Consider the following 20,823-nt stretch of genomic DNA (forward strand, 5'->3'; position numbering starts at 1 on the left):
GTGAACGAGATCATGACTCCGAAGTGCCTTAACCATCACCATTCGGGGTCATGGGTCCCCCCGAGTTCACCTGGCTTTCGCCAGGACGACCGTGGAAAAGGCCATCTGAAACCCGTGAATCCCACCTTGCCGTGGGCAAAATTCGCGGCTATGTCCTGTCCCTCACGCTCCCTTCGTCTAGCGGTTAGGACGCGGCCCTCTCAAGGCTGAAACAGGGGTTCGATTCCCCTAGGGAGCGCCAGACAAATCCGAAGCCATTGAAAACCTGCACACTCTAGGCAACCATGTGAGCCTGGAGAGACCGCCCTGCTACGCACGTAGCCTCACAAGGTGGTCCGCAATGGCGCTCGCGGTCGTCACATGGCCATCCTGATCCCCAGTCTCGGCTTCGCACGCTTCGACAGTCGTGGGGAGCTACGACTGGCGGAACGACTCAAGGACTTCCTCGAAGAGAACGCTGTCGTTTGGCACTATCTCCCTGTCGGCCCCCTCAACCGGCATCCGGATTTCATCATCGTTCACCCCGCGAACGGCCTGCTCGTGCTCGAGGTGAAAGACTGGCGCCTGGAGACGATTGTTTCGGCGGACAAGACAAAGGTCGAGTTGCTGACCAGTCGTGGTGTTGTACGGGAGAGCAATCCCCTCGAGCAGGCGCGCAGGTATACGTTCGAGGTCGTGCGCACGCTGGAGCGCGACGGGCAATTGTTGTTTCCGCCCGGTCATCGTTTCGCGGGCCGGTCCATTGTTCCGTTCGGCTTTGGGGCCGTATTCACGAACATCACGCGCAAGCAGTTCGATCAGACCAATCTCAAGGAGGTGCTGGCCGAGCATCTGTGTCTTTTCAAGGATGAAATGACGGAGACCGTGGATCCCGAAGAATTCCGGACCAGATTGTGGCGCATGGTTCATCCGCGTCCCGAACAGCCGCTGTCCATGCCGCAGTTCGACCGCCTGCGGGCGCACGAAGGCGCTGATGGTCGTCTACGACGACATCCAAGCCATCTACAAAGGGCGCGAACGCCCGGTATGGAGCCAACTCGGAATTGAGGCCAAGGGCAGAACGAGCGTATTGAAAGTCAACTACCGCAACACTGCGCAAATCGTCGCCTTCGCGAAACGCTTCGCTGCAGACGTCATTGGCGCTCCGGGCATCACGGCCGACGATGAGCGCGCCATCCTGCTGCCCGAAGATGCGGGCCGGCAGGGAGTGGAGCCCGCCGTACGGCGGTGCGTGAGCATCGACGCAGAGGCTCACTGCGTCGCCGAGTGGTTTCTCGATAGGAAAAAGGCCGGGTACGAGTGGTCGCAGATGGCGTGTCTCTACACCGAGCACTGGATCGGCGGGCGGGTCGGGCAGATACTCGCCAGGCATGATGTGCCGATCGATATGGCCAAGGACAACCGCAACAGAGTTTCGGTCAAGCGGGTGGCCGTGCGGTTCTTGAGCATGCACACCGCGAAGGGGCTGGAGTTTCCCTGCGTCGCCATTGCCGGCTTGGGCTTGCTCGGCCGCCACGGCGAGACCGTCGAGGAGTGTGTCCGGGTGACCTATGTTGGGATTACTCGAGCGACTCACGAGGCGCTCCTGACGTATTCGAGTGAGTCGGAATTGGTGCAGCGTTTGATCGCGTAGGCCGGCCGCGCGGGCGCTCTATCACCCGTAGTGTCGTCGATCGAGCGGCGGATCACCCGCTGCACGTCCGCATTCGAAAGAAACAGATCGTGGTAGGTTTGCGCGCCGCAGCGCCGCCGCTGATGACGAGATCGAGTGGACCCGCCTTGCATTCACTCCGGCGCAAAATGCGCCACATCGCGCCGTCGCTTCCGCGCCGCGCGATTGTTGCATGACGAGCGCATGGCTCGGGCTCCCCTCAACGCCTGTTCGAGCGGCGATCGCGAGAGAAGCCCTGCCGTAAGTCCTGGCCGCAAGTTCAGTGATGCGCCGAAACGCTCCTGACGGTCTCGGTCAGCATATCACCCGACGTGGAATGACCGACGTCACCCAGGCTGATGATGCCGACCATCCGCTTGCTCTTGTTGATCACCGGGAGCCTGCGGACCTGCAGCTTCTCCATGTGATGCATCGCCTTGGCGAGGTCATCGTCCTCGCGGCAGCAATGGATGCCCTCGGTCATCACGTCGCGCGCTTTCGCGCGGCCGGCATCGAAGCCGTGGCTCGCGAGTCCTTTGCAGACGATGTCGCGGTCGGTCACCATTCCGACCAGCTTGTCATCCTCGCCAATCGGAATGCAGCCGATGTCATGCGCCCGCATCAGCTTGGCAAGCTCGGTGATTGGGGTGTCGGGGCTGACCCAGTCGACACCCTTGTGCATCACGTCTTTGACCTTCATGGCGCGCCTCCGTTCGTGGGTTTCAGTCGCGTTGATGCAATGCAGCGGCACCCCCATCTTCCGAACTCCGACCAGACGAGCGCTCTCGCCGCCACCTGCTCAGGTATGACGGCGCTTCGCGGCCAGAGTTCCCGCCCAGGATAGCAAGGGCAATGGGCGGTGTACAAAATCTTCAGTCATGCGCGCTGAAGCGCCCGTGCGGTGCGTTGGCCGTCAGGCGCGCAAACTGCGTGTGACCCATATGAAGCAGCGTCTCATGATCGCCGGCTTCCATATAGATGTCCGGCTGTGCCTCGATGCTGTCGTCGACGATGATATCCAATCCGTAGCATTTGCCGACGGCAGGGACTGCACCGTGTGCACAGTCGCTGAACAGCCGATTGATCTCGGTTTCATCGGCCATGTGGACATTGTCGCCGAGGCTTGTCCTCAGGTCCGACAGGCGGAGGTGGTGCGATGCGGGCAGGACCGCCAGCATGTATCCGCCATCGCGCCGCAACACGATGCCCTTGGCGAGGCGGTCGCCCGAGATATGGCATGCCTGGGCCGTTCGAGCGGACGTCATGCTGAGTTCGTGCGGGATCACCTCGTACTGGATGTTCTCAGCGGCGAGGTATTTCTGGAGCGTGGGAGCAATGGCCATGGCATCACCTCCGATGCTGAATGGAAACCATCCACCGTGAGGTCGACCCTGCAGACTCTCGCCATACGATGGGCGGCTGCCTGACTAGAGACCCAACATAGGTCTTCCATCCGCAAGCTGCAATTCATTTCCCCTCGGAGCCGCAGCGAGCGTGCGCAGGAGCAGGCTTTTCGCGCGGCTCGGCGCGGGTGCTCTCTTACGCCGTCGTGCCGTCGATCGAGCGGCGGATCACCCGCTGCACGTCCGCATTCGAAAGAAACAGATCGTGGTTGATGATGCCCCAGCCTTCCTGCGAGGCATCGACCACACGCACACCGAGCCGCGCGATGGCGGCCTTCTCGGCGGCGCCGACCCGGGTCATTCCACCTGCGATCTGGCCCGACAGCGCGAGTGCCCGATCGTTCGTCGCGGCGATCACGGTGATCTTGCCGGCCAGCGGGCCGATGCGCTGGATGGCCGACGAGAACACGTCCATGTCGATATCGGGCGCGGCAAACACGACCGCGCCGATCCTGCTCGTGACCGTGTCGCCGTATCGCGCATAGAGCTGACGCAGGCTTTCGAGGGTCAGCATGGTTCCCATGCTGTGCGCAACGATGTGCACGCGACCGCTGCTTGGCGCCGACACGAGCGCAGAGAGCACGCGCTCGAAATCGTCGCGAGACCACATCGCGCTGTCGCGGTCATAGGCATAGTCGAACAGTCCTGCCTTGGAGGGCCAGGAGAATGCCATGGTCCGGCCGCGGAACTTGATCCCATCGGAGAGATGGGCGGCATCCAGCACCGCCGTCTCGAATGTCTGCTTGAAGCCGTGCACGTAGATCAGCACGTCGCCTCCGCCGGCCTGCGCAGCGAGATCGCCGGCGTCGGCCGACACCGGTTCGATCCGATCGAGACGCCAATCGCCGAGTCCCACCGAGGCGAGGGAAAGACGGCTCTCGTCCGGGGCCACCAGCCTGGCCCGCGCGACCGTCATGCTCGTCGCGCGCTCCGGCCCGAACCAGGGTTTGGTGCGGCCGCCGCCCACGGGCTTGCGCGTGGTGGTGACGAGCAACGTGGGGTCAACGGAGAGGGACGACGCGTCGAAGCGCGCGCCGGTCGCGCCTAAGCCAGCGCATCCGCCGAGCGCGAGGGCACTCCCTGCCGACGCAAGTCCGCCGAGGAGAGCGCGGCGCGAAACAGAATGACGGGAGTCGGGTTGCAGAAGACGTCGGACGATCACACGGAACCCCAGGGAACTATGCCCACCGTAAGCCGCCCCGCCTGTCTCACTGAATGACAATGGGGGCGAGAAGACGGCAGGACCGTGCAGAGTTACTTCGCGGATGCATGCACCATAGCGTCCGCGTGCCGCGCCGATCGTGAAGACCGATCCGCAGTGCGGTGTCGGCGGGGGTGGATGGGAGCTACTGACGTCGGGCAAAACAGCCCGTGTCACTGTCAACCTCTCGCCACAAAAATATTCCACTTTACCGAAATTCGGATTTGTCGTATGTGTCGCCCATCCCAGCCCACCAAAGGGGCGGTCGTACGTCGTTTCGAGCGCGGGCTGGGTTGCGGTGGACGCGGGCGGCGTTAAAGGCGGAGCTTGCGCGTGCAGGGCGAGATGAACCTCGTGAGCATGGCGCGGACCGCGAAGACGGACGGCGCTCAAGTCCTGTGGTGCCTCTGGCGAAGCAGGGTCAGTCCGCGTACGGCGAAACCGTGTGGTCCTGGCCGTCGTTGCTACGGTCAAGCCCTGGCGAAGGCGTCATCGCGTCAACTGGCGCGGTGCCGTGACTTTCGCGGAGGCGAGGGAGGCCAGAAGGAACTTGGCTCCCGGGAGAGCGCGGCATAGGCCGTCAGACCATCGCGCAGGGAAGGCCTGGTTTCGGCTGCCCTGTGTCTCCCCTGTGCATTGCGTGTGCATTCGTTCAGGGCAGGGGTCTTATGGGTGCCAGCTGGCGCCCGGTCTTCCCTGCGCCCTTTCCCAAGAGAGGGTGTGAAGCGAAGCACAGCTCGGGCAGATCCTGCCGCGAGAGCGCGGGCGCGTGCCGATTGGACCGGCGAATTGACGCAGCGGCGTTGTTGCGCTCCGGTCCCGATACACGCCCTGCGTTCATCGGCCTCACTTACAAGCATGCAGCATCGGCATCGGTGGTGGTGGTCGTTCTCTCCAGAATCTGCACTATGCGCGCCGACGTGCCTCCGGAGCTGCTGCCGGGCCTTTGGAGGTTTTTGCAATGGCTTTTCGGAGTGACGAGATGAGCGGTTTGGTGATCTCTGGCGGCCGGGTGGTGGATCCCGCGAGTGGGATGGATGCCATCGGCGATGTGGCGGTGGTGGACGGCAAGATCGCCGCTGTCGGCACGGGGCTTGGCGGCGCCGAACGGGTGATCGACGCCACTGGCCTGGTGGTCGCGCCCGGCTTCATCGATCTCCATGCCCATGGCCAGTCGATCCCGGCCGACCGCATGCAGGCTTTTGACGGCGTCACGACGACGCTTGATCTCGAAGCCGGCGTGCTGCCGGTCGGGTCCTGGTATGAGCGCCAGGCGCGGAAGGGCCGCGTGCTGAACTATGGCGCCGCCACCAACTGGGCCTTTGCCCGCATCGGCGCCATGACGGGCTCCAATGCGGAGAGCTCGCTGGAGGCGTTCGGCAACGCCATGCGCGATCGCCGCTGGATGGACAACGTCGCAACCGATGCGGAAGTCGCCGGCATTCTCGAACGCCTCAACCGCGGCCTGAACGAGGGCGGCATCGGGATCGGCATCCTCAATGCCTATGCGCCGGGCGCCGGCGTGCAGGAGCTGACCGCGGTGTGCCAGCTCGCCGCGAAGCAGGACGTGCCGACCTTTACCCACGTCGCTTTCATGTCGCGCATCGACCCCGAGAGCGCGGTGGAAGCCTATATCCGCCTGATCGGCTATGCCGGCGCCACCGGCGCGCACATGCACATCTGCCATTTCAACTCGTCGAGCAAGACCGACATCGAGCGCTGCCGCGTGCTGGTCGAGAAGGCGCAGGCGCAGGGCCTGCCGATCACGGTCGAAGCCTATCCTTACGGCACCGGCTCGACCGTGCTCGCCGCCGCCTTCTTCAGCGATCCCCAATTCGTCGAGCGCAACGGCACCGGGTACGATTCCGTGCAGCGCGTGACCGACGGCTACCGCTTCCACGATCGCGAGGAGCTGCTCAAGGCTCAGGCCGAAGAGCCGTCATCGCTGGTGCTCTGGCACATCCTCGATACCGAGCACAATGCGCATCACCGCGACCTGCTCGACATGTCGGTGCTCTATCCCGGCGGCGCCATTGCCTCCGATGCGATGCCGTGGACGACCTCGGACGGCAAGACCTACACTGGCGACGCCTGGCCGCTGCCTGATGACGCCACCTCGCATCCGCGCTCGGCCGGCTGCTTCACCAAGTTCATTCGTGAATGGGTGCGCGAGCGCAAAGCGGTGTCGCTGCTGGAAGGCGTGCGCAAATGCGCGCTGATCCCGGCGGAGATCCTGTCGCAGAGCACGCCTGCGATGCGCGCCAAGGGCCGGCTTGCCAAGGATGCCGATGCCGACATCGTCGTGTTCGATTACGAGAAGCTGTCGGACCGCGCGACCTTCACGGCGATGAACCGCCCGTCGGAAGGCGTGCGGCACCTGATCGTCAGCGGTCAGCCGCTGATCAGCGACGGCATTCTGGACGTGAACGCGCGGCCGGGGAAGCCGGTGCGCCGCCCCGTCGTCGAGGGCTAAGCCATGCCGGTCCCCGTTCTCCTGGTGACGGGTTTTCTCGGGGCCGGCAAGACCACGGTCGTGAACCATCTGCTCGCGCATTCAGAGGGGCGACGGATCGCCGCCGTGGTCAACGATTTCGGCGCCATCAACATCGATGCGGAGCTGATCGCGGGCGCGAGCGACGGCGTGGTCAGCCTTGCCAATGGCTGCATCTGCTGCTCGCTCGAAGGCGATCTGCTCCGCACGCTTGCGACCCTGCTGCGGCGCGATCCCAGGCCTGAGTACATCGTCATCGAGACCAGCGGCGTCGCCGATCCCGCCGACATCGTGCGCAACCTCATGGACCCGGTGATCCTGCGCGAGGCGCCGCTCGAAACCGTGCTTTGTGTGCTCGACGCGGGGACACCGCCAGCCGCCCTCGATGACGCGCTGCTGCGGTCGCAATTGCGCGTCGCCGATATCGTGGCGCTCAGCAAGCTCGATCTGGCGGACGAGGGCGCAGCCGCGCGGATGCGCGAAGCCATCCGCGCCCAGCGTGTCCCCGCCGTAGTGGTCGATGCGAACCACGGCGAGATTCCGTCTGCGCTATTGTTCCCCGCAGCCGTCGATCGCGCGCCAACCCCGCGCGAGCCGGGACCGAAACGGCCGGCCGAGGAACGTTTCGAGACGCTGAGCTGGACCTCCGACCGGCCGATCTCGCTGCCGCGCCTGCAGCAGGCCATCGGCCGGCTCGCACCAAAGCTCGCGCGCGCAAAAGGTCTGTTCGAGACCGTCGAGCAACCGGGACGCCAGATGGTGTTCCAGTTCGCCGGCGGCCGCGCCACGCTCGCGCCGGGCGAGGCGCCGCCGACAGGCGTGCCGCGAACGCGGATCGTCTTCATCGCCGAGCTCGGCGTGCTCTCGCAGGCCGAGCTCGACTGGACCATGGAAGCGTGCGTTGCCGGCGGCTGAGGCGAGGCGGTAGGGTCAACCGCTTCCGCCGTCAGCCACCGCCTCTCCTCTTGCCGAGTCGATCCGAGACTGAACAATGCCTCCAAATATCCCGCCAGCCCCCGCTGATGCCGCCTCGCGCCGCGCTGCCAAGCCGGCCATCGTCTATCCGGCCGGGACGATGCCCGGGCCGGATATGGCCGCGCTCGAAGCAGCCCGCCGTGCGATGGTCAAGACGCACGAGCTCATCGTGCCGCCACGCGATGCCCGTGCCTTTCGCGTGGTGCGCGGCCAGTTCTTCCGCATCGTCAGTATCGAAGGCCCTCAGGTCGGCGACCTCAATCTCTGGAACGCGGACGATCTCTCCGAGCGCTTCTTCAGCGGCAAGACCCGGGCGCTCCATGGCACGCATGTCGGCACCGGTGACCGGCTCTGGAGCAATATGCCCTATCTTCGGCCGATGGCGACCATCAGTCACGATACGCTCGGCTGGTACGGCTTCGACGCGGACGGCGCCGGCATTCACGATGTGATCGGCACGCGCTGCGACCCTTATACAAATCTCCTGTTGAACGGCACGGCTTACGATTTTTGCTGTCACTCCAACCTGTCGCGTGCGCTGGCGACCGAACTGAAGATGGAGCCGCATGCAGTGGAGCATCATGTCCACGACGTGCTCAACGTCTTCATGTGCACCGGCTTCACCAAGGACACGCACCAGTATTTCATGAAGGCAAGCCCGGTCCGCCCCGGCGACTTCATCGAGTTTTTCGCGGAGATCGATCTGCTCGGAGCATTGTCGGCTTGTCCCGGTGGAGACTGCAGCGCAACCCATTCCAGCGATGCCGCGGCGTGCCATCCGCTCAAGATCGAAATCTTCGAGCCGGATCGAACGGCATTGAAGGGGTGGACCTGGCCCTCGCCGAGTGCTTATCACGGTCACCACGGGGCGCATGCGGGAAGCTGAGCCTCAATCCTCCACCGGCAATCCGTCGCCGTGCACATACCACGCCGCGCGGGACGTCCAGTGCACATGCCGATCCGGCGTCGCACCCAGCGGCTCGTCGAACGCGCCGGCGGTCAATTCTCAAGAGGCGCCGGCAATTCCGCGCCCGGCACGTTCACGCGAATTGCGCGATGCCGTGCCCCACCGACCAGTTCTCCTTGGGCGCGTCGAGCACGTTCACGAACACGTCCTCGGGCCGGATGCCCGGGCTCTCGCCGAGCAGCTCGGCGATCCGCCGGTACAGCGCCTTCTTCTGCTCGGGGGTGCGCGAGGCGAACACGGTGATCTGGATCAGCACGGCGTCCTCGCTGCGGTTGACGCCGTAGGCATTGCCGCAGCGGAAGTTCGCGGGCGAAAGCTCGCTGATGGTCATGAACTCGTCGCCATCAGGCACGTTCAGCGCCTCGCGCATCGCGCGGTAGAGACCGTCGAGGATCGCCCGGCGATAGGCCTCCGGCTTTCCGGCGCGCATCGAGATGTGGAGGAGAGGCATCGTACGTCCCTCTGCATGCGAGCCTGATCGGCCAGGCGCATCATCCGCGCCGGCCGCCGGCTTATTGACGAAACGGGATATCAATCCCAATTTGTTTTTGACACGATGTCGAGAAACCATGTTCTTGACGCTGTGTCAAATACTTTTGAAGGAGCAACATTTGAGGCCGCGCGAATTCGATCACGACGACGTCCTGCGCATCGCGTTCGACCAGTTCTGGCGCAAGGGCGTTCGCGGTACCTCGCTGTCGGACATCGCGCGCGACGCCGGTGTCCAGCGCGGCAGCCTCTACAATGCGTTCGGCAGCAAGGAAGCGCTGTTCCTTCAGGCCTATGAGCGTTACGCGGGCGACTATCTGCTCGCCCTGCAAAAGGCGCTCGGGACGGGGTCCTTGCGCAAACGTCTCACCGCGTTCTTCGACCTCACCATCAGCAATTTCCGCTCCGGCTCGCCGCCGCGGGGATGTCCGACCACGCGCGGCCTGATGGAGCTCGGCGCGGTGGAAGGCGAAGGGCTGGATGAAGAGGCACGCCAGGCCTTTGCGAGTCTCGTTTCCCGCATCACCGCGCTTGTTCAGGACACGTTGTCGGCGGGTGCGAAACGAGGCGAGTTCAACGGCAATCCGGCGGCCGCAGCACTGCACATCGTCACCGTGACGCGCGGTCTCGCCGTGCTCGAGCGCGCTTACGGCGACGAAGCTCAGCTGCGCAAGATCGCTGCACACACAATCGATCTCATGCTCGACAAGAAGGGCGGCTAGAGCTCAGCAGACCGCAAGCGCGTTGACTGCTCGTGTTGCCGCAATCTCGTTCTCGTTGCCGACGAATTGACTGACGACCGATTCAAGTTCGCCGGGCCGCTTGCTACGTGCGATCGCCAGCAATCGCATCAACTCCGCCTCGTCCTTCGACAGGCGCTTGCATGACGGCGGCATGAAGCACAGTTCGCACGGCCGGCCGCTGCGCAGGATCCTGACCAGCGCAGCTGCGCGCGCGACCAGCAGCGGGCTGTCGGCAATGCCGGGCGCTTCGTCGGCAAAGCGATAGGCCGCCTCCCAGCAATCCGATGCGCCGGTCGCATAGGCAGCTCCAATGAAGCGGAACAGCGACAGCGCGACGCGGCAGAAATCATCATAGCCTTCGACGCTTCGAGGGGTCGAAAGCGCGGCCTGCAGCGGACAGAGCCGCGACGGACCGGCTTCCGGATCCAGCGCAGAATCGCAAATGGCCTGCATCATGAACGATCTCGTCAGTGCAATGTGGCGCTGCCCACGAACCAGCTCTTCATCGCCATCGTCCGGTCATGGTCGCGTGAGGAGACGTGCCGGTCGGGCAGCATGAGGCCGGCCATGCGGAAGATGGTCGCGAGTCCCCGCACCGGCGCCAGCGCCCAATCCGCGCCCACCGGCGGTAGCCAGCACTCGAACTGCTCGCGTGCGACGTCGTCGCGCTCCTTCTGCGCAGCGGCGATTGCCCGCAAGATTCCGCACTCGCTCTCCGACATGCGCGGACAGGTGGGACAGTGCACCTCGATCGCCGTATGCGCCGTGCAGGCGAAGATCTCGATGATGGATTCCAGCGACGGCACGGCGTCGCCAACGCGAAAGTGGTCGTACACCTGCTGGATGTCGGCCGCCGTCGGAACGGCGCCGCCGCTTCGCGCCTTCGCACGAAATCCCCAGACGAAGAGCCGCTCCGCTGCGGTCAGTGCGGGCAGTTCGAGGGGCTTGGCGTATGTCGATTGATACATTGAGCCTCTGGCCTTTGGCGGCGCGCAGCGCTTCGGCTGCGCCGATGATCTGCACCGATCGTTCGGCCAGAGGGTCCGCCAAGTCAACGCTTCGAGGGCCGATATCGAGGTCTTCTAGATCTAAAGAGCCGGGCCGCGGTACGGCCGGCGAAGCCGTGTTTCAGCGGGCCTTCGGGAACCCGAATGCTTAAAGCTTTGCTAAGGGGCGCGGGATAAATTGGCATATCAGCCTTCCAATTCTTGCGAGCCCCGATGATCTTCTCCCGCATCAGTTTCAAGCTGGTCCTCATTGTCGGCATCAGCCTGCTCGGCATGATCGTGCTGGCGCCGGTCGCGCTTTCGACCTTGCGCGCGCAGATGATCGCCGATCGTCAGGCCAAGACGCAGCACATGGTCGACGTCGGCTACAGCATCCTGGCTCATTTCCAGAAGCTCGAGAGCGAAGGAAAACTGCCGCGCGAGCAGGCGCAGGCCGCGGCGATGGCCGAGATCAAGAGCCTGCGTTACGACAAGGTCGAGTATTTCTGGATCAACGACATGACCCCCAGGATGGTCATGCATCCGATCAAGCCCGAGCTCGACGGCAAGGATCTCTCCGGAATGAAGGATCCGGCCGGCAATGCGCTGTTCGTGGGCTTCGTTGACGTCGTCAACAAGAAGGGCGCGGGCTTCTACGGCTATCTCTGGCCGAAGCCCGGCTTCGACCAGCCGGTCGGAAAGATCTCCTATGTGAAGGGCTTTACGCCCTGGGGCTGGATCATCGGCACCGGCATCTATCTTGATGACGTCGACGCCGTGTTCCGCCAGAACGCGATGACATTCGCCTACATCTGTCTGGCGGTGCTGGTCGTGGTCCTCGGCGCCTCGTTCGTGATCGGCCGCAGTGTCACAAAGCCGCTCGCGAAGATCACAGCGCTGACCGAGCGCCTCGCCGCCGGCGACAGCGCGTTCGAGGTACCCTATACGGATCGTCGCGACGAGGTCGGCGGGCTCGCCAAGGCGCTCGCGGTGTTCAAGAACAATGCGTCGGCGGTGCAGCAGATGCATGCCGAGCAGAACGAGCTGAAGCGCAAGGCGGATGGCGAGAAGCGCAAGGCGATGGCCGATCTCGCCGGCAAGTTCGAGGCGAGCGTCCAGGCCGTCGTCCGCGACGTCTTCAACGAAGCGCGCGAGATGCAGCAGGCCGCGCAAGGCATGTCGGAGACGGCGAACAAGGCGACCGATCGCGCGAGCTTCGTCGCGACTGCCTGCCAGCTGGCCTCGGCCAACGTGCAGACGGTGGCGTCCGCCGCGGGCCAGCTGTCGTCCTCGATCACCGAGATCAGCCAGCGTGTCGCGCAGGCCGCATCAGTGGCCGACAAGGCCGCCGCCGACGGCCAGCGCACCAACGATACCGTGCAGGGGCTCGCCGCCGCTGCGCACAAGATCGGCGAGGTCATCGACCTCATCAACCAGATCGCCTCGCAGACCAATTTGCTCGCGCTCAACGCCACCATCGAGGCGGCGCGGGCGGGCGAGGCCGGCAAGGGCTTTGCGGTGGTCGCGAGCGAGGTGAAGTCGCTGGCGAGCCAGACCGCGAAGGCGACCGACGAGATCGGCGCGCAGATCACAGCGATCCAGGCCGAGACCAACCAGGTGGTCGGCAACATCGAGAGCATCCGCAAGACCATCATGGAGGTCAACGAGATCTCCTCGTCGATCGCGGCCGCGGTCGAGGAGCAGGGCGCCGCGACGCAGGCGATCGCGCACAGCGTGCAGGAGGCGGCCTCCGGCACCGACCAGGTCTCGCAAAATATCTCCGGCGTCACCGACGCGACCGCCGAGACCGGTCAGGCCGCCGGCCTCGTGCTGCAATCGAGCGGCCGGCTGTCGCAGAAGCTGCAATCGCTCCAGGACGAGGTCAGCACCTTCGTTGCGGGCGTGCGTGCGGCCTAGTATAGCGGGGGGATGGGCCAAGACTCCGACCGGCGCCGCCGCATCCTTCTGATCAATCCGAACAGCAATGAGGCGACCACCACGATGATGATGGCGATCGCCAGGTCCGCTGCCGCCGATGATTTCGATATTGTCGGCGCCACGGCAACGCGTGCGCCCGCGATGATCGTCTCGGCGGATGCGCTGGCGGCTGCTGCTTCAGAGGTCGAGGAGATTGCGCGTGTCCGTGGCGGCGAGTGCGACGGCATCATCGTGTCGGCATTCGGCGATCCAGGCCTCGCCGGGATCAAGGCGGCGATGACGCTGCCTGCCGTGGGCATCGGCGAATCCGCGATGCTGGAAGCCGCCGAGAACGGTCGCCGGTTCGGCGTCGCGACCACGACGCCGCTGCTGAAAGCGAAGATCGATGCATTGCCTGATACGCTGGGATTGCGTTCGCGCTATACCGGTTCGCGCTTTGCCGGCGGCGATCCCGAGGTGCTGATGCGCGATCCGGCGCGGCTGCGCGCAGCGCTCGCCGGCGCGGTCGAGGCCTGCATTGCACAGGACGGCGCTGAGGCGGTGATCATCGGCGGCGGGCCGCTGGGCGAAGCGGCGCGCGAGCTTCAGCCGATGTTCACCGTGCCTGTTATCGCGCCGATCCCGTCCGCCGTGCGGCGGATCATTCGTCTCATCAGCTCGTAGTGTCTGGTTTTTCCGCGTCGCGGCATCGGCCGTGCTGCGGAAAACTGTTTTCCTTGACATGAACTCTGCCGTGCTCGACGTGTAACGAGGTCGAGTGACGGCAGATTGTGTCCCTCGCGATAAGAAAAGCAGCACGGGAAAAGACGCCATGAGTGCAGGCCTCAACGAGAAGGACTATCTCGCCACCTTGCGCGGCCTGTCGGACAAGGCCTGGCCGAACGGCATGCCGCGCTCGCCGAACTATCTGCACGGCGAAGTTCCCCTGACGGAATATCTGCGCGCCTGGGCGAAGCGGAGCCCGGAGCGGCCCGCGGTGATCTTCTACGGGCACGTCACCACCTATGCCGATCTGGATCGGCAGAGCGATCGCTTTGCGGCGCTGCTGCAGGCGAAGGGTGTGCACAAGGGTGATCGCGTCGCCGTCTTCCTGCCGAACTGCCCGCAATTCCACATCGTGTTCTTTGGCATCTTGAAGCTCGGCGCGGTCCACGTCCCCGTCAGCCCGCTGTCGCGCGCGTTCGAATTGTCCTACGAGCTCAACGACACCCAGGCCGAAGTGATCGTGGCGCTGGACCAGCTCGTTCCCGTCGTCGAGCAGGTGAGGACCGATGTGAAGCTGCGTGAGATCATCGTCACCAGCTTTGCCGATGTGGTGCCGTCTGTGCCGGCGTTCCCGACGCCGGACTCGATCCGCGCGCCGCGCGTCGCGGTCCCGGGCGCCACCGACCTGCTGCCGGCGCTCGCCGCGATGCCGGCGCCCACGCCGCTGCCGCCGCCCGGCCTCGATGATGTCGCCGCGCTCAACTACACGGGCGGCACGACCGGCATGCCCAAGGGATGCGTCCATACTCATCGCGACATGGTCTACACGGCGGCCGCCAATTACGGCATTTCGGTGTTGTCGGACGAGAGCAGTGTATTCCTGTCGTTCTTTCCGGAATTCTGGATCGCCGGCGAGAACTTTGGCTTGATCTTCCCGCTGTTCTCCGGCGCGACGCTGGTGCTGCTCGCGCGCTGGGACGCCGTCGGCGCGATGGCCGCGATCGACAGGTACAAGGTCACCATCACGGCCATGCCGGTGGACGGAGCGGTCGAGCTGATGGACCATCCGCGCTGGCGCGAGTTCGACCTGTCGTCGTTGAAGCAGGTGCGCGTCGTCTCTTTCGTCAAGAAGCTCAACGCCGACTATCGCAGGCGCTGGAAGGACCTCACCGGCACCATCCTGATGGAGGCGGCCTGGGGCATGACCGAGACCCACACCTCCAACACGTTTACCGCCGGTTTCCAGGACGACGATTTCGATCTCAACAACCAGCCGATCTTCGTCGGCCTGCCGGTCCCCGGCGCCGAGTTCAAGATCACCGATTTCGAGACCGGCGCGCTGCTGCCGCTCGGCGCCGAAGGTGAGATCCGCGTGCGTACGCCGTCGCTGCTCAAGAGCTATTGGAACAAGCCGGAGGCGACCGCGGAGTCGCTCGTCGACGGCTGGCTGCGCACCGGCGACATCGGTACCATCGACAAGGACGGTTTTCTGCACTTCCTCGGCCGCCGCAAGGAGATGCTCAAGGTCAAGGGCATGAGCGTATTCCCGCCGGAGATCGAGGCGCTGCTCGGCCAGCATCCGAAGGTGCTGGGCTCGGGCGTGGTCGGGCGCGACGATCTCGATAAGGGGCAGGTGCCGGTCGCCTATATCCAGCTCAAGCCGGAGGCGGTCGGCACCATCTCCGCGGAAGACCTGCGCGCCTGGTGCGCCGAGCGCATGGCCATCTACAAGATCCCGGAAGTGCGTATTATCGAAGCCCTGCCGCTGACGGCGACGGGCAAGGTGAAGAAGCAGGACCTCAATCCAAATCTTCCTGCTGCTGTCTGAGTGAGAGAGACGATGTCGTTCAAAAAGCTACTGATCGCGAACCGCGGCGAGATCGCCATCCGCATCGCGCGCGCGGCGGCCGATGCCGGCATCGCGACGGTCGCGATCCATCCCGCCGACGATGCGCTGTCGCTGCATGTCCGGGTCGCCGACGAGGCGGTCGAAATCCCCGGCCGCGGCGCGCGGGCCTATCTCGACATCGACGCCGTGGTGAAGGCGGCGAAGGCTGTCGGTTGCGATGCCGTGCATCCCGGCTACGGCTTTCTCAGCGAGAACGCGGCATTCGCAAAAGCCTGCGCTGACGCCGGCATCACCTTCGTCGGGCCGAAGGTGACGGCGCTCGAACTGTTCGGCGACAAGGTCGCGGCGCGGCAACTGGCCAAGCGCTGCGGCGTGCCGATCATCGCCGGCACCAGCGGCCCCTCGTCGCTGGAGGAGATTTCGGCATTCTTCACCTCGCTCGGCAGCAATGCGGCGATCGTGATCAAGGCGATGGCGGGCGGCGGCGGCCGCGGCATGCGCGTGGTCGAGAACGCTGCGGATTTGGCCGAGGCCTATGCGCGCTGCCAGTCCGAGGCCAAGGCGGCGTTCGGCTTCGATGGTGTCTATGCGGAGCGCCTGATCCGGCAGGCGCGTCACATCGAGGTCCAGATCATCGGCGACCGGCACGGCGCGATCTCCCATCTCTGGGAACGCGAATGCACCATCCAGCGCCGGCACCAGAAGCTGGTCGAGGTGGCGCCGAGCCCGTCGCTGAGCGATCCCCTACGCGGCCGCATCATCGAGGCTGCGAAGCAGCTGGCGACGGCGGCAGCTTACGACAATCTCGGCACCTTTGAATTCCTGGTCGACGGCACCGCCGAGGACAGCTTTGCCTTCATCGAGGCCAATCCACGGCTCCAGGTCGAGCACACCGTCACGGAAGAGGTGCTCGGCCTCGATCTCGTCCGCGCCCAGCTCGCGGTCGCCGCGGGCGCTTCGCTGGCTTCCCTCGACCTCGCGCAAGGCTCGATCCCGAAGCCGCGCGGCTATGCCATGCAGCTCCGCGTCAACATGGAGACTCTGGACGAGACCGGCGCGACCCACCCCACCGGCGGCGTGCTCGCGGTGTTCGAGCCGCCGTCGGGACCGGGCGTCCGCGTCGATAGTTTTGGCTATGCCGGCTACAAGACCAGCGCGGCGTTCGACTCGCTGCTGGCGAAAGTCATCGTGCATACGCCAGGCGAGGCCTGGCATGATGTGGTCGCCAAGGCGTCGCGCGCCCTGCGCGAGTTCCGGATCGACGGCGTCGTCACCAACAGCGCCTTCCTCCAGGCGGTGCTGGCGCATCCCGACTTCAGGACGAACCGTATTGCGACCGATTTTATCGATCGCAACATCGCAAAGTTGGTCGAGGCAGAGGAAGGAGCGGCCAAGCCGCTCTACTTTGCGGCGACCGACCGCGTCGGTCACGGTGCGGAAGCGCATGTCGCGCCAGCCGTGCCCGAAGGCGCGGTCATGGTCGCAGCGCCCCTGCAAGGGACCATCGTCACCATTCAGGTCAAGGAAGGCGAGGTCGTGCGCCCCGGCCAGCAGCTCGCCGTAATCGAGTCCATGAAAATGGAGCACCTCGTCATGGCCGAGCAGGGTGGGCGTGTGACAAAACTCGTCGCCGGCGACGGCGTCACGCTGATGCATGGCGAAGCGATCATGTATCTGGAGCCGCTCGACGTCGCGGCCGACAGCGCGGCGGCGGAAGCCGACATCGATCTCGACCACATCCGCGCCGATCTCGCCGAGCTGATCGCGCGCCAGGCCAATACGCTCGACCAAAACCGCCCCGCCTCGGTCGAGCGCCGCCGCAACACCAACCAGCGCACCGCGCGCGAGAATGTCGCTCAGCTCGTCGACGACGGCTCGTTCATGGAATACGGGAGCCTTGCGATTGCGGCGCAGCGGCGCCGGCGCAAGCTCGACGATCTCATCAAGAACACGCCGGCCGACGGCCTCGTCATGGGCGTCGCCACCGTCAATGCCGGGAAATTCGGTCCGGAAGGCGCGCGCTGCATCGTCGTGGCCTACGACTACACCGTGCTTGCGGGCACGCAGGGCCACATGAACCACAAGAAGATCGACCGCATGCTGACGCTGGCGGAGGACTGGCGCGTGCCGCTGGTGTTCTATGCCGAGGGTGGCGGCGGGCGTCCCGGCGACACCGACCGGCTCGGCATGACCGGCCTCGACGGTCCCTCCTTCGTGCAGTTCGCAAGGCTCTCCGGCCTCGTGCCGGTCATCGGCGTCGTCTCCGGCTATTGCTTTGCCGGTAACGCGGCGATGCTCGGCTGCTGCGACGTCATCATCGCCACCAAGAACGCCTCGATCGGCATGGGCGGCCCGGCGATGATCGAGGGCGGCGGGCTCGGCGTCTATCATCCGGCGGAGGTCGGCCCGGTTACGTTCCAGTCGCCGAACGGCGTCATCGATATTCTCGTCGAGGACGAGGAGGAGGCGACGCGCATCGCGCAAAAATACCTCTCCTACTTCCAGGGCGCGGTGACGGATTGGGAAGCCGCCGACCAGCGCCTGCTCCGCCGCGCCATCCCCGAGAACCGCCTGCGCGTCTACGACATCCGCAGTGTGATCGACCTCGTCGCGGACAAGGACTCGGTGCTGGAGCTGCGCCGCGACTACGGCGTCGGCATGATCACCGCGCTGATCCGCATCGAAGGAAAACCGTTCGGCCTGATCGCCAACAATCCGCGCCATCTCGGCGGCGCCATCGATGCCGATGCCGGCGACAAGGCCGCGCGCTTTCTCCAGCTCTGCGATGCGTTCGACTTACCCGTCGTTTCGCTCTGCGACACGCCCGGCTTCATGGTCGGCCCGGAGGCCGAGAAGACCGCGATCGTGCGCCACGTCTCGCGCATGTTCGTGACAGGCGCCAGCCTCACCGTGCCCCTCTTCGGCATCGTGCTGCGCAAGGGCTATGGCCTCGGTGCGCAGTCGATGATCGGCGGTGGCTTCCACGCCTCGTTCTTCACCGCGGCCTGGCCGACCGGCGAGTTCGGCGGCATGGGCCTGGAGGGCTATGTCCGTCTCGGCTTCCGCAAGGAGATGGAGGCGATCGCCGATCCCGAGGAGCGCGAGACCTATTACCGCAACAAGGTCGCCGAGCTCTACGCCAACGGCAAGGCGGTCTCGATCGCCTCGGTGTTCGAGATCGACAACGTCATCGACCCCGCCGAGACGCGGCGCTGGATCATGGCGGGCTTGCGCTCAGTGCCGAAGCCGCCGGCGCGGACGGCGAAGAAGCGGCCGTGCATCGACACGTGGTGAGGGCGGTGCAGCAATAGCTGCGTTCCCTGTTCCCGATTGACATCCCCATCCGTGGTGCCAGACTTTGCACAATAATACAGGGTGGAGACGTCCGCGATGGCCAGCCTTTCGGCCTCGAACCATGTCGCCCGTGTCTTGTCCGTCGCCAATCAGGTTACTGACCGCTTGGCCGACGTCGATGCCTCCTCGCGGATTGCCGATTCCTGGCGACGCTGCCTGATCAGCCACAAGCTCGATCCCGCCCGCCAGGGCCCGCCGCAGACGCTGACCGAAGCCGAGATCCGTCACATCGCCGAGCCCATGGAAGAGACGATCAGGCTCGCCACGCCCGAGCTCGACGATCTCGCCCGTGTGCTGCGCGACGCCGGCTATTGCGTCAATCTCGCGGATGCGAACGCGACCATGCTGTTCAGCCGCCTGCCGGGCGAAGCCGACGCAAAGATGTTTCTGGACTGGAAGATCTACACCGGCTCCAACTTCGCCGAGACTTTTGAGGGCACCAACGGGCTCGGCACCGCGCTCGCCGAGCAGAAGCCGATCCTGGTGCACCGCGACGAGCATTTTCGCGCGCAATGGCACATGTTCTCCTGCGCCGTGGCGCCGCTGTTCGACCAGGCCGGGCGGCTTGCAGGCGCGGTGAACATCACCTCCTGCCGCGAGGATCTCGAGCGCGCCGCGCATCAGCTCGCGCTCGCGGTGACGATGGAGGCGACGCGGCGGATGGAAGGCGCGATCTTCCGCGGCCATTTCCGCAATGCCTGGATCGCGACCGTGCCCGGCGACGGCGGTAGCGGCCTCATCGCCTATGATGAGGACCGCCGCATCGTCGGCGCCTGCCGCTCGGCGCGTGCGCTGCTCGGCCTCACAGACGGCCTGATCGCCTCCGGCATCGATCTGTCGCGCTACATCAGGTTCGATCATCATGCCGCGCGTGGCACGGACGAGATGGTCGAGCTGCGCCACGCCGACGGCAGCCCGTTGGGACAGGGGCATGTTGCCCCGCCGCTGCGTGCAAAATTGCAGGCGCCGCGCCGCGATGCGCCCGCCGATCGTTTCGACGCGTTGCATCGGCTCGCCGGCCGCGATCCCGGCCTGGTCAAGAGCGTGAAGCGGCTCCGAAGCATCGGCGATCACAATCTGCCGGTGCTGCTGCATGGCGAGACCGGTGTCGGCAAGGACGTGTTCGCCCGCGCCATCCACGCCGCGAGCAATCGCGCGCGCAACAACTATGTCGCGCTGAACTGCGCGGCGATGCCGGAAAGCCTGATCGATGCCGAGCTGTTCGGCTATGAGGCCGGTGCCTTCACCGGCGCGCGGCGCGAGGGCTCCAAGGGGCTGATCGTGCAGGCCGATGGCGGCACGCTGTTCCTCGACGAGATCGGCGACATGCCGATCGCGCTGCAGACGCGCCTCTTGCGCGTTCTGGAAAACCGCGAGGTCTGGCCCCTCGGCGCGCTCAAGCCTGTAGCCGTCGACATCCGCCTGATCAGCGCCACCCACCGCGATCTCGGCCGCATGGCGGAAGAGGGTGCCTTCCGCGCCGACCTCTATTTCCGTCTCCGCGGCATGGAGGTGCACCTGCCGGCGTTGCGCGAGCGCGCCGACCGCGACGACATCATCCGCCAGATCGCGCGCGAGGAGGCGCCGAACTGCCGGCTGTCGGACGAGGCCTGGGCACTGCTTTCGGCCTATCCCTATCCCGGCAACATGCGCCAGCTCCGTCACGTGCTGCGGCTCGCCGGCTGCACGGCGGAGAACAGTGTCATCACGGATGCCGATCTCGATCTGCCGCCGTTTGGTGGAAGGACGACGGAGCCGGATCTCGCGGCGGCCGAGCGCGCCACGATCGTCGAGGCGCTACGCAAGCATGGTGGCCACGTGACGGAAGCAGCGCGTGCACTGAAGCTGAGCCGTGCAACGCTGTATCGCAAGATCAAAGCGATGAAGATCGAGACGGCGCAGTAGTGCTCTTTCGTCCCCTCTCCCCTTGTGGGAGAGGGTGGCTCGCCGCGTAGCGGCGAGACGGGTGAGGGGTTCTCTCCGCGAGCACATCTCTCATCTGAGTTCGCGGAGAGAACCCCTCATCCGGCGCTTCGCGCCACCTTCTCCCACAAGGGGAGAAGGAAGGGCA

The 20,823-nt window shown here is 65.3% G+C and carries 17 protein-coding genes and 1 tRNA gene; 12 read left to right on the plus strand and 6 right to left on the minus strand.

What is annotated here, in order from left to right; translation table 11 throughout:
* Positions 1-166 precede the first annotated feature (166 nt).
* The 3 genes from QA649_RS08400 to QA649_RS08410 all read left to right on the plus strand — a co-directional run bounded on the left by QA649_RS08400 (position 167) and on the right by QA649_RS08410 (position 1,633).
* Positions 167-241, plus strand: a tRNA-Glu gene (locus tag QA649_RS08400).
* 119 nt (positions 242-360) lie between these two features.
* Positions 361-1,047, plus strand: a complete 687-nt coding sequence (locus tag QA649_RS08405; RefSeq protein WP_283023756.1) for a nuclease-related domain-containing protein — start codon at positions 361-363, stop codon at positions 1,045-1,047.
* The gene (locus QA649_RS08410; protein ID WP_283023757.1) at positions 974-1,633 is read left to right on the plus strand and encodes a 3'-5' exonuclease; all 660 of its coding nucleotides are present in this window, start codon (positions 974-976) and stop codon (positions 1,631-1,633) included. Before QA649_RS08405 ends, QA649_RS08410 begins: the two co-directional genes overlap by 74 nt.
* Before the next feature lie 298 nt (positions 1,634-1,931).
* Here the strand turns inward: QA649_RS08410 and QA649_RS08415 are convergent, their stop codons facing one another.
* From QA649_RS08415 to QA649_RS08425, 3 genes are all read right to left on the minus strand, one after another.
* Positions 1,932-2,351: a CBS domain-containing protein gene (locus tag QA649_RS08415; RefSeq protein ID WP_283023758.1), complete on the minus strand. Its 420-nt coding sequence runs from the start codon at positions 2,349-2,351 to the stop codon at positions 1,932-1,934.
* Between the two features lie 172 nt (positions 2,352-2,523).
* Positions 2,524-2,994 (minus strand): YbaK/EbsC family protein, encoded by a 471-nt coding sequence (locus QA649_RS08420; protein WP_283023759.1) that lies wholly within the window; start codon positions 2,992-2,994, stop codon positions 2,524-2,526.
* Positions 2,995-3,190: 196 nt separating this feature from the next.
* A complete protein-coding gene (locus tag QA649_RS08425; protein WP_283023760.1) occupies positions 3,191-4,216 on the minus strand; it encodes an alpha/beta fold hydrolase in 1,026 nt (341 codons plus the stop codon).
* A 1,021-nt stretch (positions 4,217-5,237) separates the two neighbouring features.
* Between QA649_RS08425 and QA649_RS08430 the strand changes: the two genes are divergently transcribed.
* From QA649_RS08430 to QA649_RS08440, 3 genes are all read left to right on the plus strand, one after another.
* Positions 5,238-6,728, plus strand: a complete 1,491-nt coding sequence (locus QA649_RS08430) for an amidohydrolase family protein (RefSeq protein ID WP_283023761.1) — start codon at positions 5,238-5,240, stop codon at positions 6,726-6,728.
* 3 nt (positions 6,729-6,731) lie between these two features.
* Entirely contained in the window at positions 6,732-7,661 is a 930-nt protein-coding gene (locus tag QA649_RS08435) for a GTP-binding protein (protein WP_283023762.1), read from the plus strand.
* Positions 7,662-7,737: 76 nt separating this feature from the next.
* On the plus strand, positions 7,738-8,607 hold the full coding sequence (locus QA649_RS08440; protein ID WP_283023763.1) for a DUF1989 domain-containing protein: 870 nt from the start codon (positions 7,738-7,740) through the stop codon (positions 8,605-8,607).
* Positions 8,608-8,761: 154 nt separating this feature from the next.
* On the opposite strand, the gene QA649_RS08445 is transcribed toward QA649_RS08440, so the two are convergent.
* Complete coding sequence (locus QA649_RS08445; RefSeq protein WP_283023764.1) at positions 8,762-9,139, minus strand: tautomerase family protein; 378 nt, start codon at positions 9,137-9,139, stop codon at positions 8,762-8,764.
* Positions 9,140-9,299: 160 nt separating this feature from the next.
* Here QA649_RS08445 and QA649_RS08450 point away from each other — a divergent pair, with 160 nt between their 5' ends.
* Positions 9,300-9,899 (plus strand): TetR/AcrR family transcriptional regulator, encoded by a 600-nt coding sequence (locus QA649_RS08450; RefSeq protein WP_283023765.1) that lies wholly within the window; start codon positions 9,300-9,302, stop codon positions 9,897-9,899.
* A 3-nt stretch (positions 9,900-9,902) separates the two neighbouring features.
* Here QA649_RS08450 and QA649_RS08455 read toward each other — a convergent pair whose 3' ends face one another.
* Both QA649_RS08455 and QA649_RS08460 read right to left on the minus strand, forming a co-directional pair.
* Positions 9,903-10,376 (minus strand): hypothetical protein, encoded by a 474-nt coding sequence (locus QA649_RS08455; protein ID WP_283023766.1) that lies wholly within the window; start codon positions 10,374-10,376, stop codon positions 9,903-9,905.
* Positions 10,377-10,387: 11 nt separating this feature from the next.
* Positions 10,388-10,888 (minus strand): hypothetical protein, encoded by a 501-nt coding sequence (locus QA649_RS08460; RefSeq protein ID WP_283023767.1) that lies wholly within the window; start codon positions 10,886-10,888, stop codon positions 10,388-10,390.
* Positions 10,889-11,140: 252 nt separating this feature from the next.
* Between QA649_RS08460 and QA649_RS08465 the strand changes: the two genes are divergently transcribed.
* The 5 genes from QA649_RS08465 (at position 11,141) to QA649_RS08485 (ending at position 20,657) form a co-directional block, all read left to right on the plus strand.
* A complete protein-coding gene (locus QA649_RS08465) occupies positions 11,141-12,823 on the plus strand; it encodes a cache domain-containing protein (protein WP_283023768.1) in 1,683 nt (560 codons plus the stop codon).
* A 12-nt stretch (positions 12,824-12,835) separates the two neighbouring features.
* The gene (locus QA649_RS08470; protein WP_283023769.1) at positions 12,836-13,507 is read left to right on the plus strand and encodes an aspartate/glutamate racemase family protein; all 672 of its coding nucleotides are present in this window, start codon (positions 12,836-12,838) and stop codon (positions 13,505-13,507) included.
* A 148-nt stretch (positions 13,508-13,655) separates the two neighbouring features.
* Complete coding sequence (locus tag QA649_RS08475; protein ID WP_283023770.1) at positions 13,656-15,377, plus strand: AMP-binding protein; 1,722 nt, start codon at positions 13,656-13,658, stop codon at positions 15,375-15,377.
* Between the two features lie 12 nt (positions 15,378-15,389).
* Positions 15,390-18,692, plus strand: coding sequence for a carboxyl transferase domain-containing protein (locus QA649_RS08480; RefSeq protein ID WP_283023771.1), 3,303 nt, complete (start codon positions 15,390-15,392; stop codon positions 18,690-18,692).
* A gap of 96 nt (positions 18,693-18,788) precedes the next feature.
* On the plus strand, positions 18,789-20,657 hold the full coding sequence (locus QA649_RS08485) for a sigma-54-dependent Fis family transcriptional regulator (protein ID WP_283023772.1): 1,869 nt from the start codon (positions 18,789-18,791) through the stop codon (positions 20,655-20,657).
* The last annotated feature ends 166 nt before the right edge of the window (positions 20,658-20,823 follow it).

The organism is Bradyrhizobium sp. CB1717 (assembly GCF_029714325.1).
Classification (GTDB): domain Bacteria; phylum Pseudomonadota; class Alphaproteobacteria; order Rhizobiales; family Xanthobacteraceae; genus Bradyrhizobium.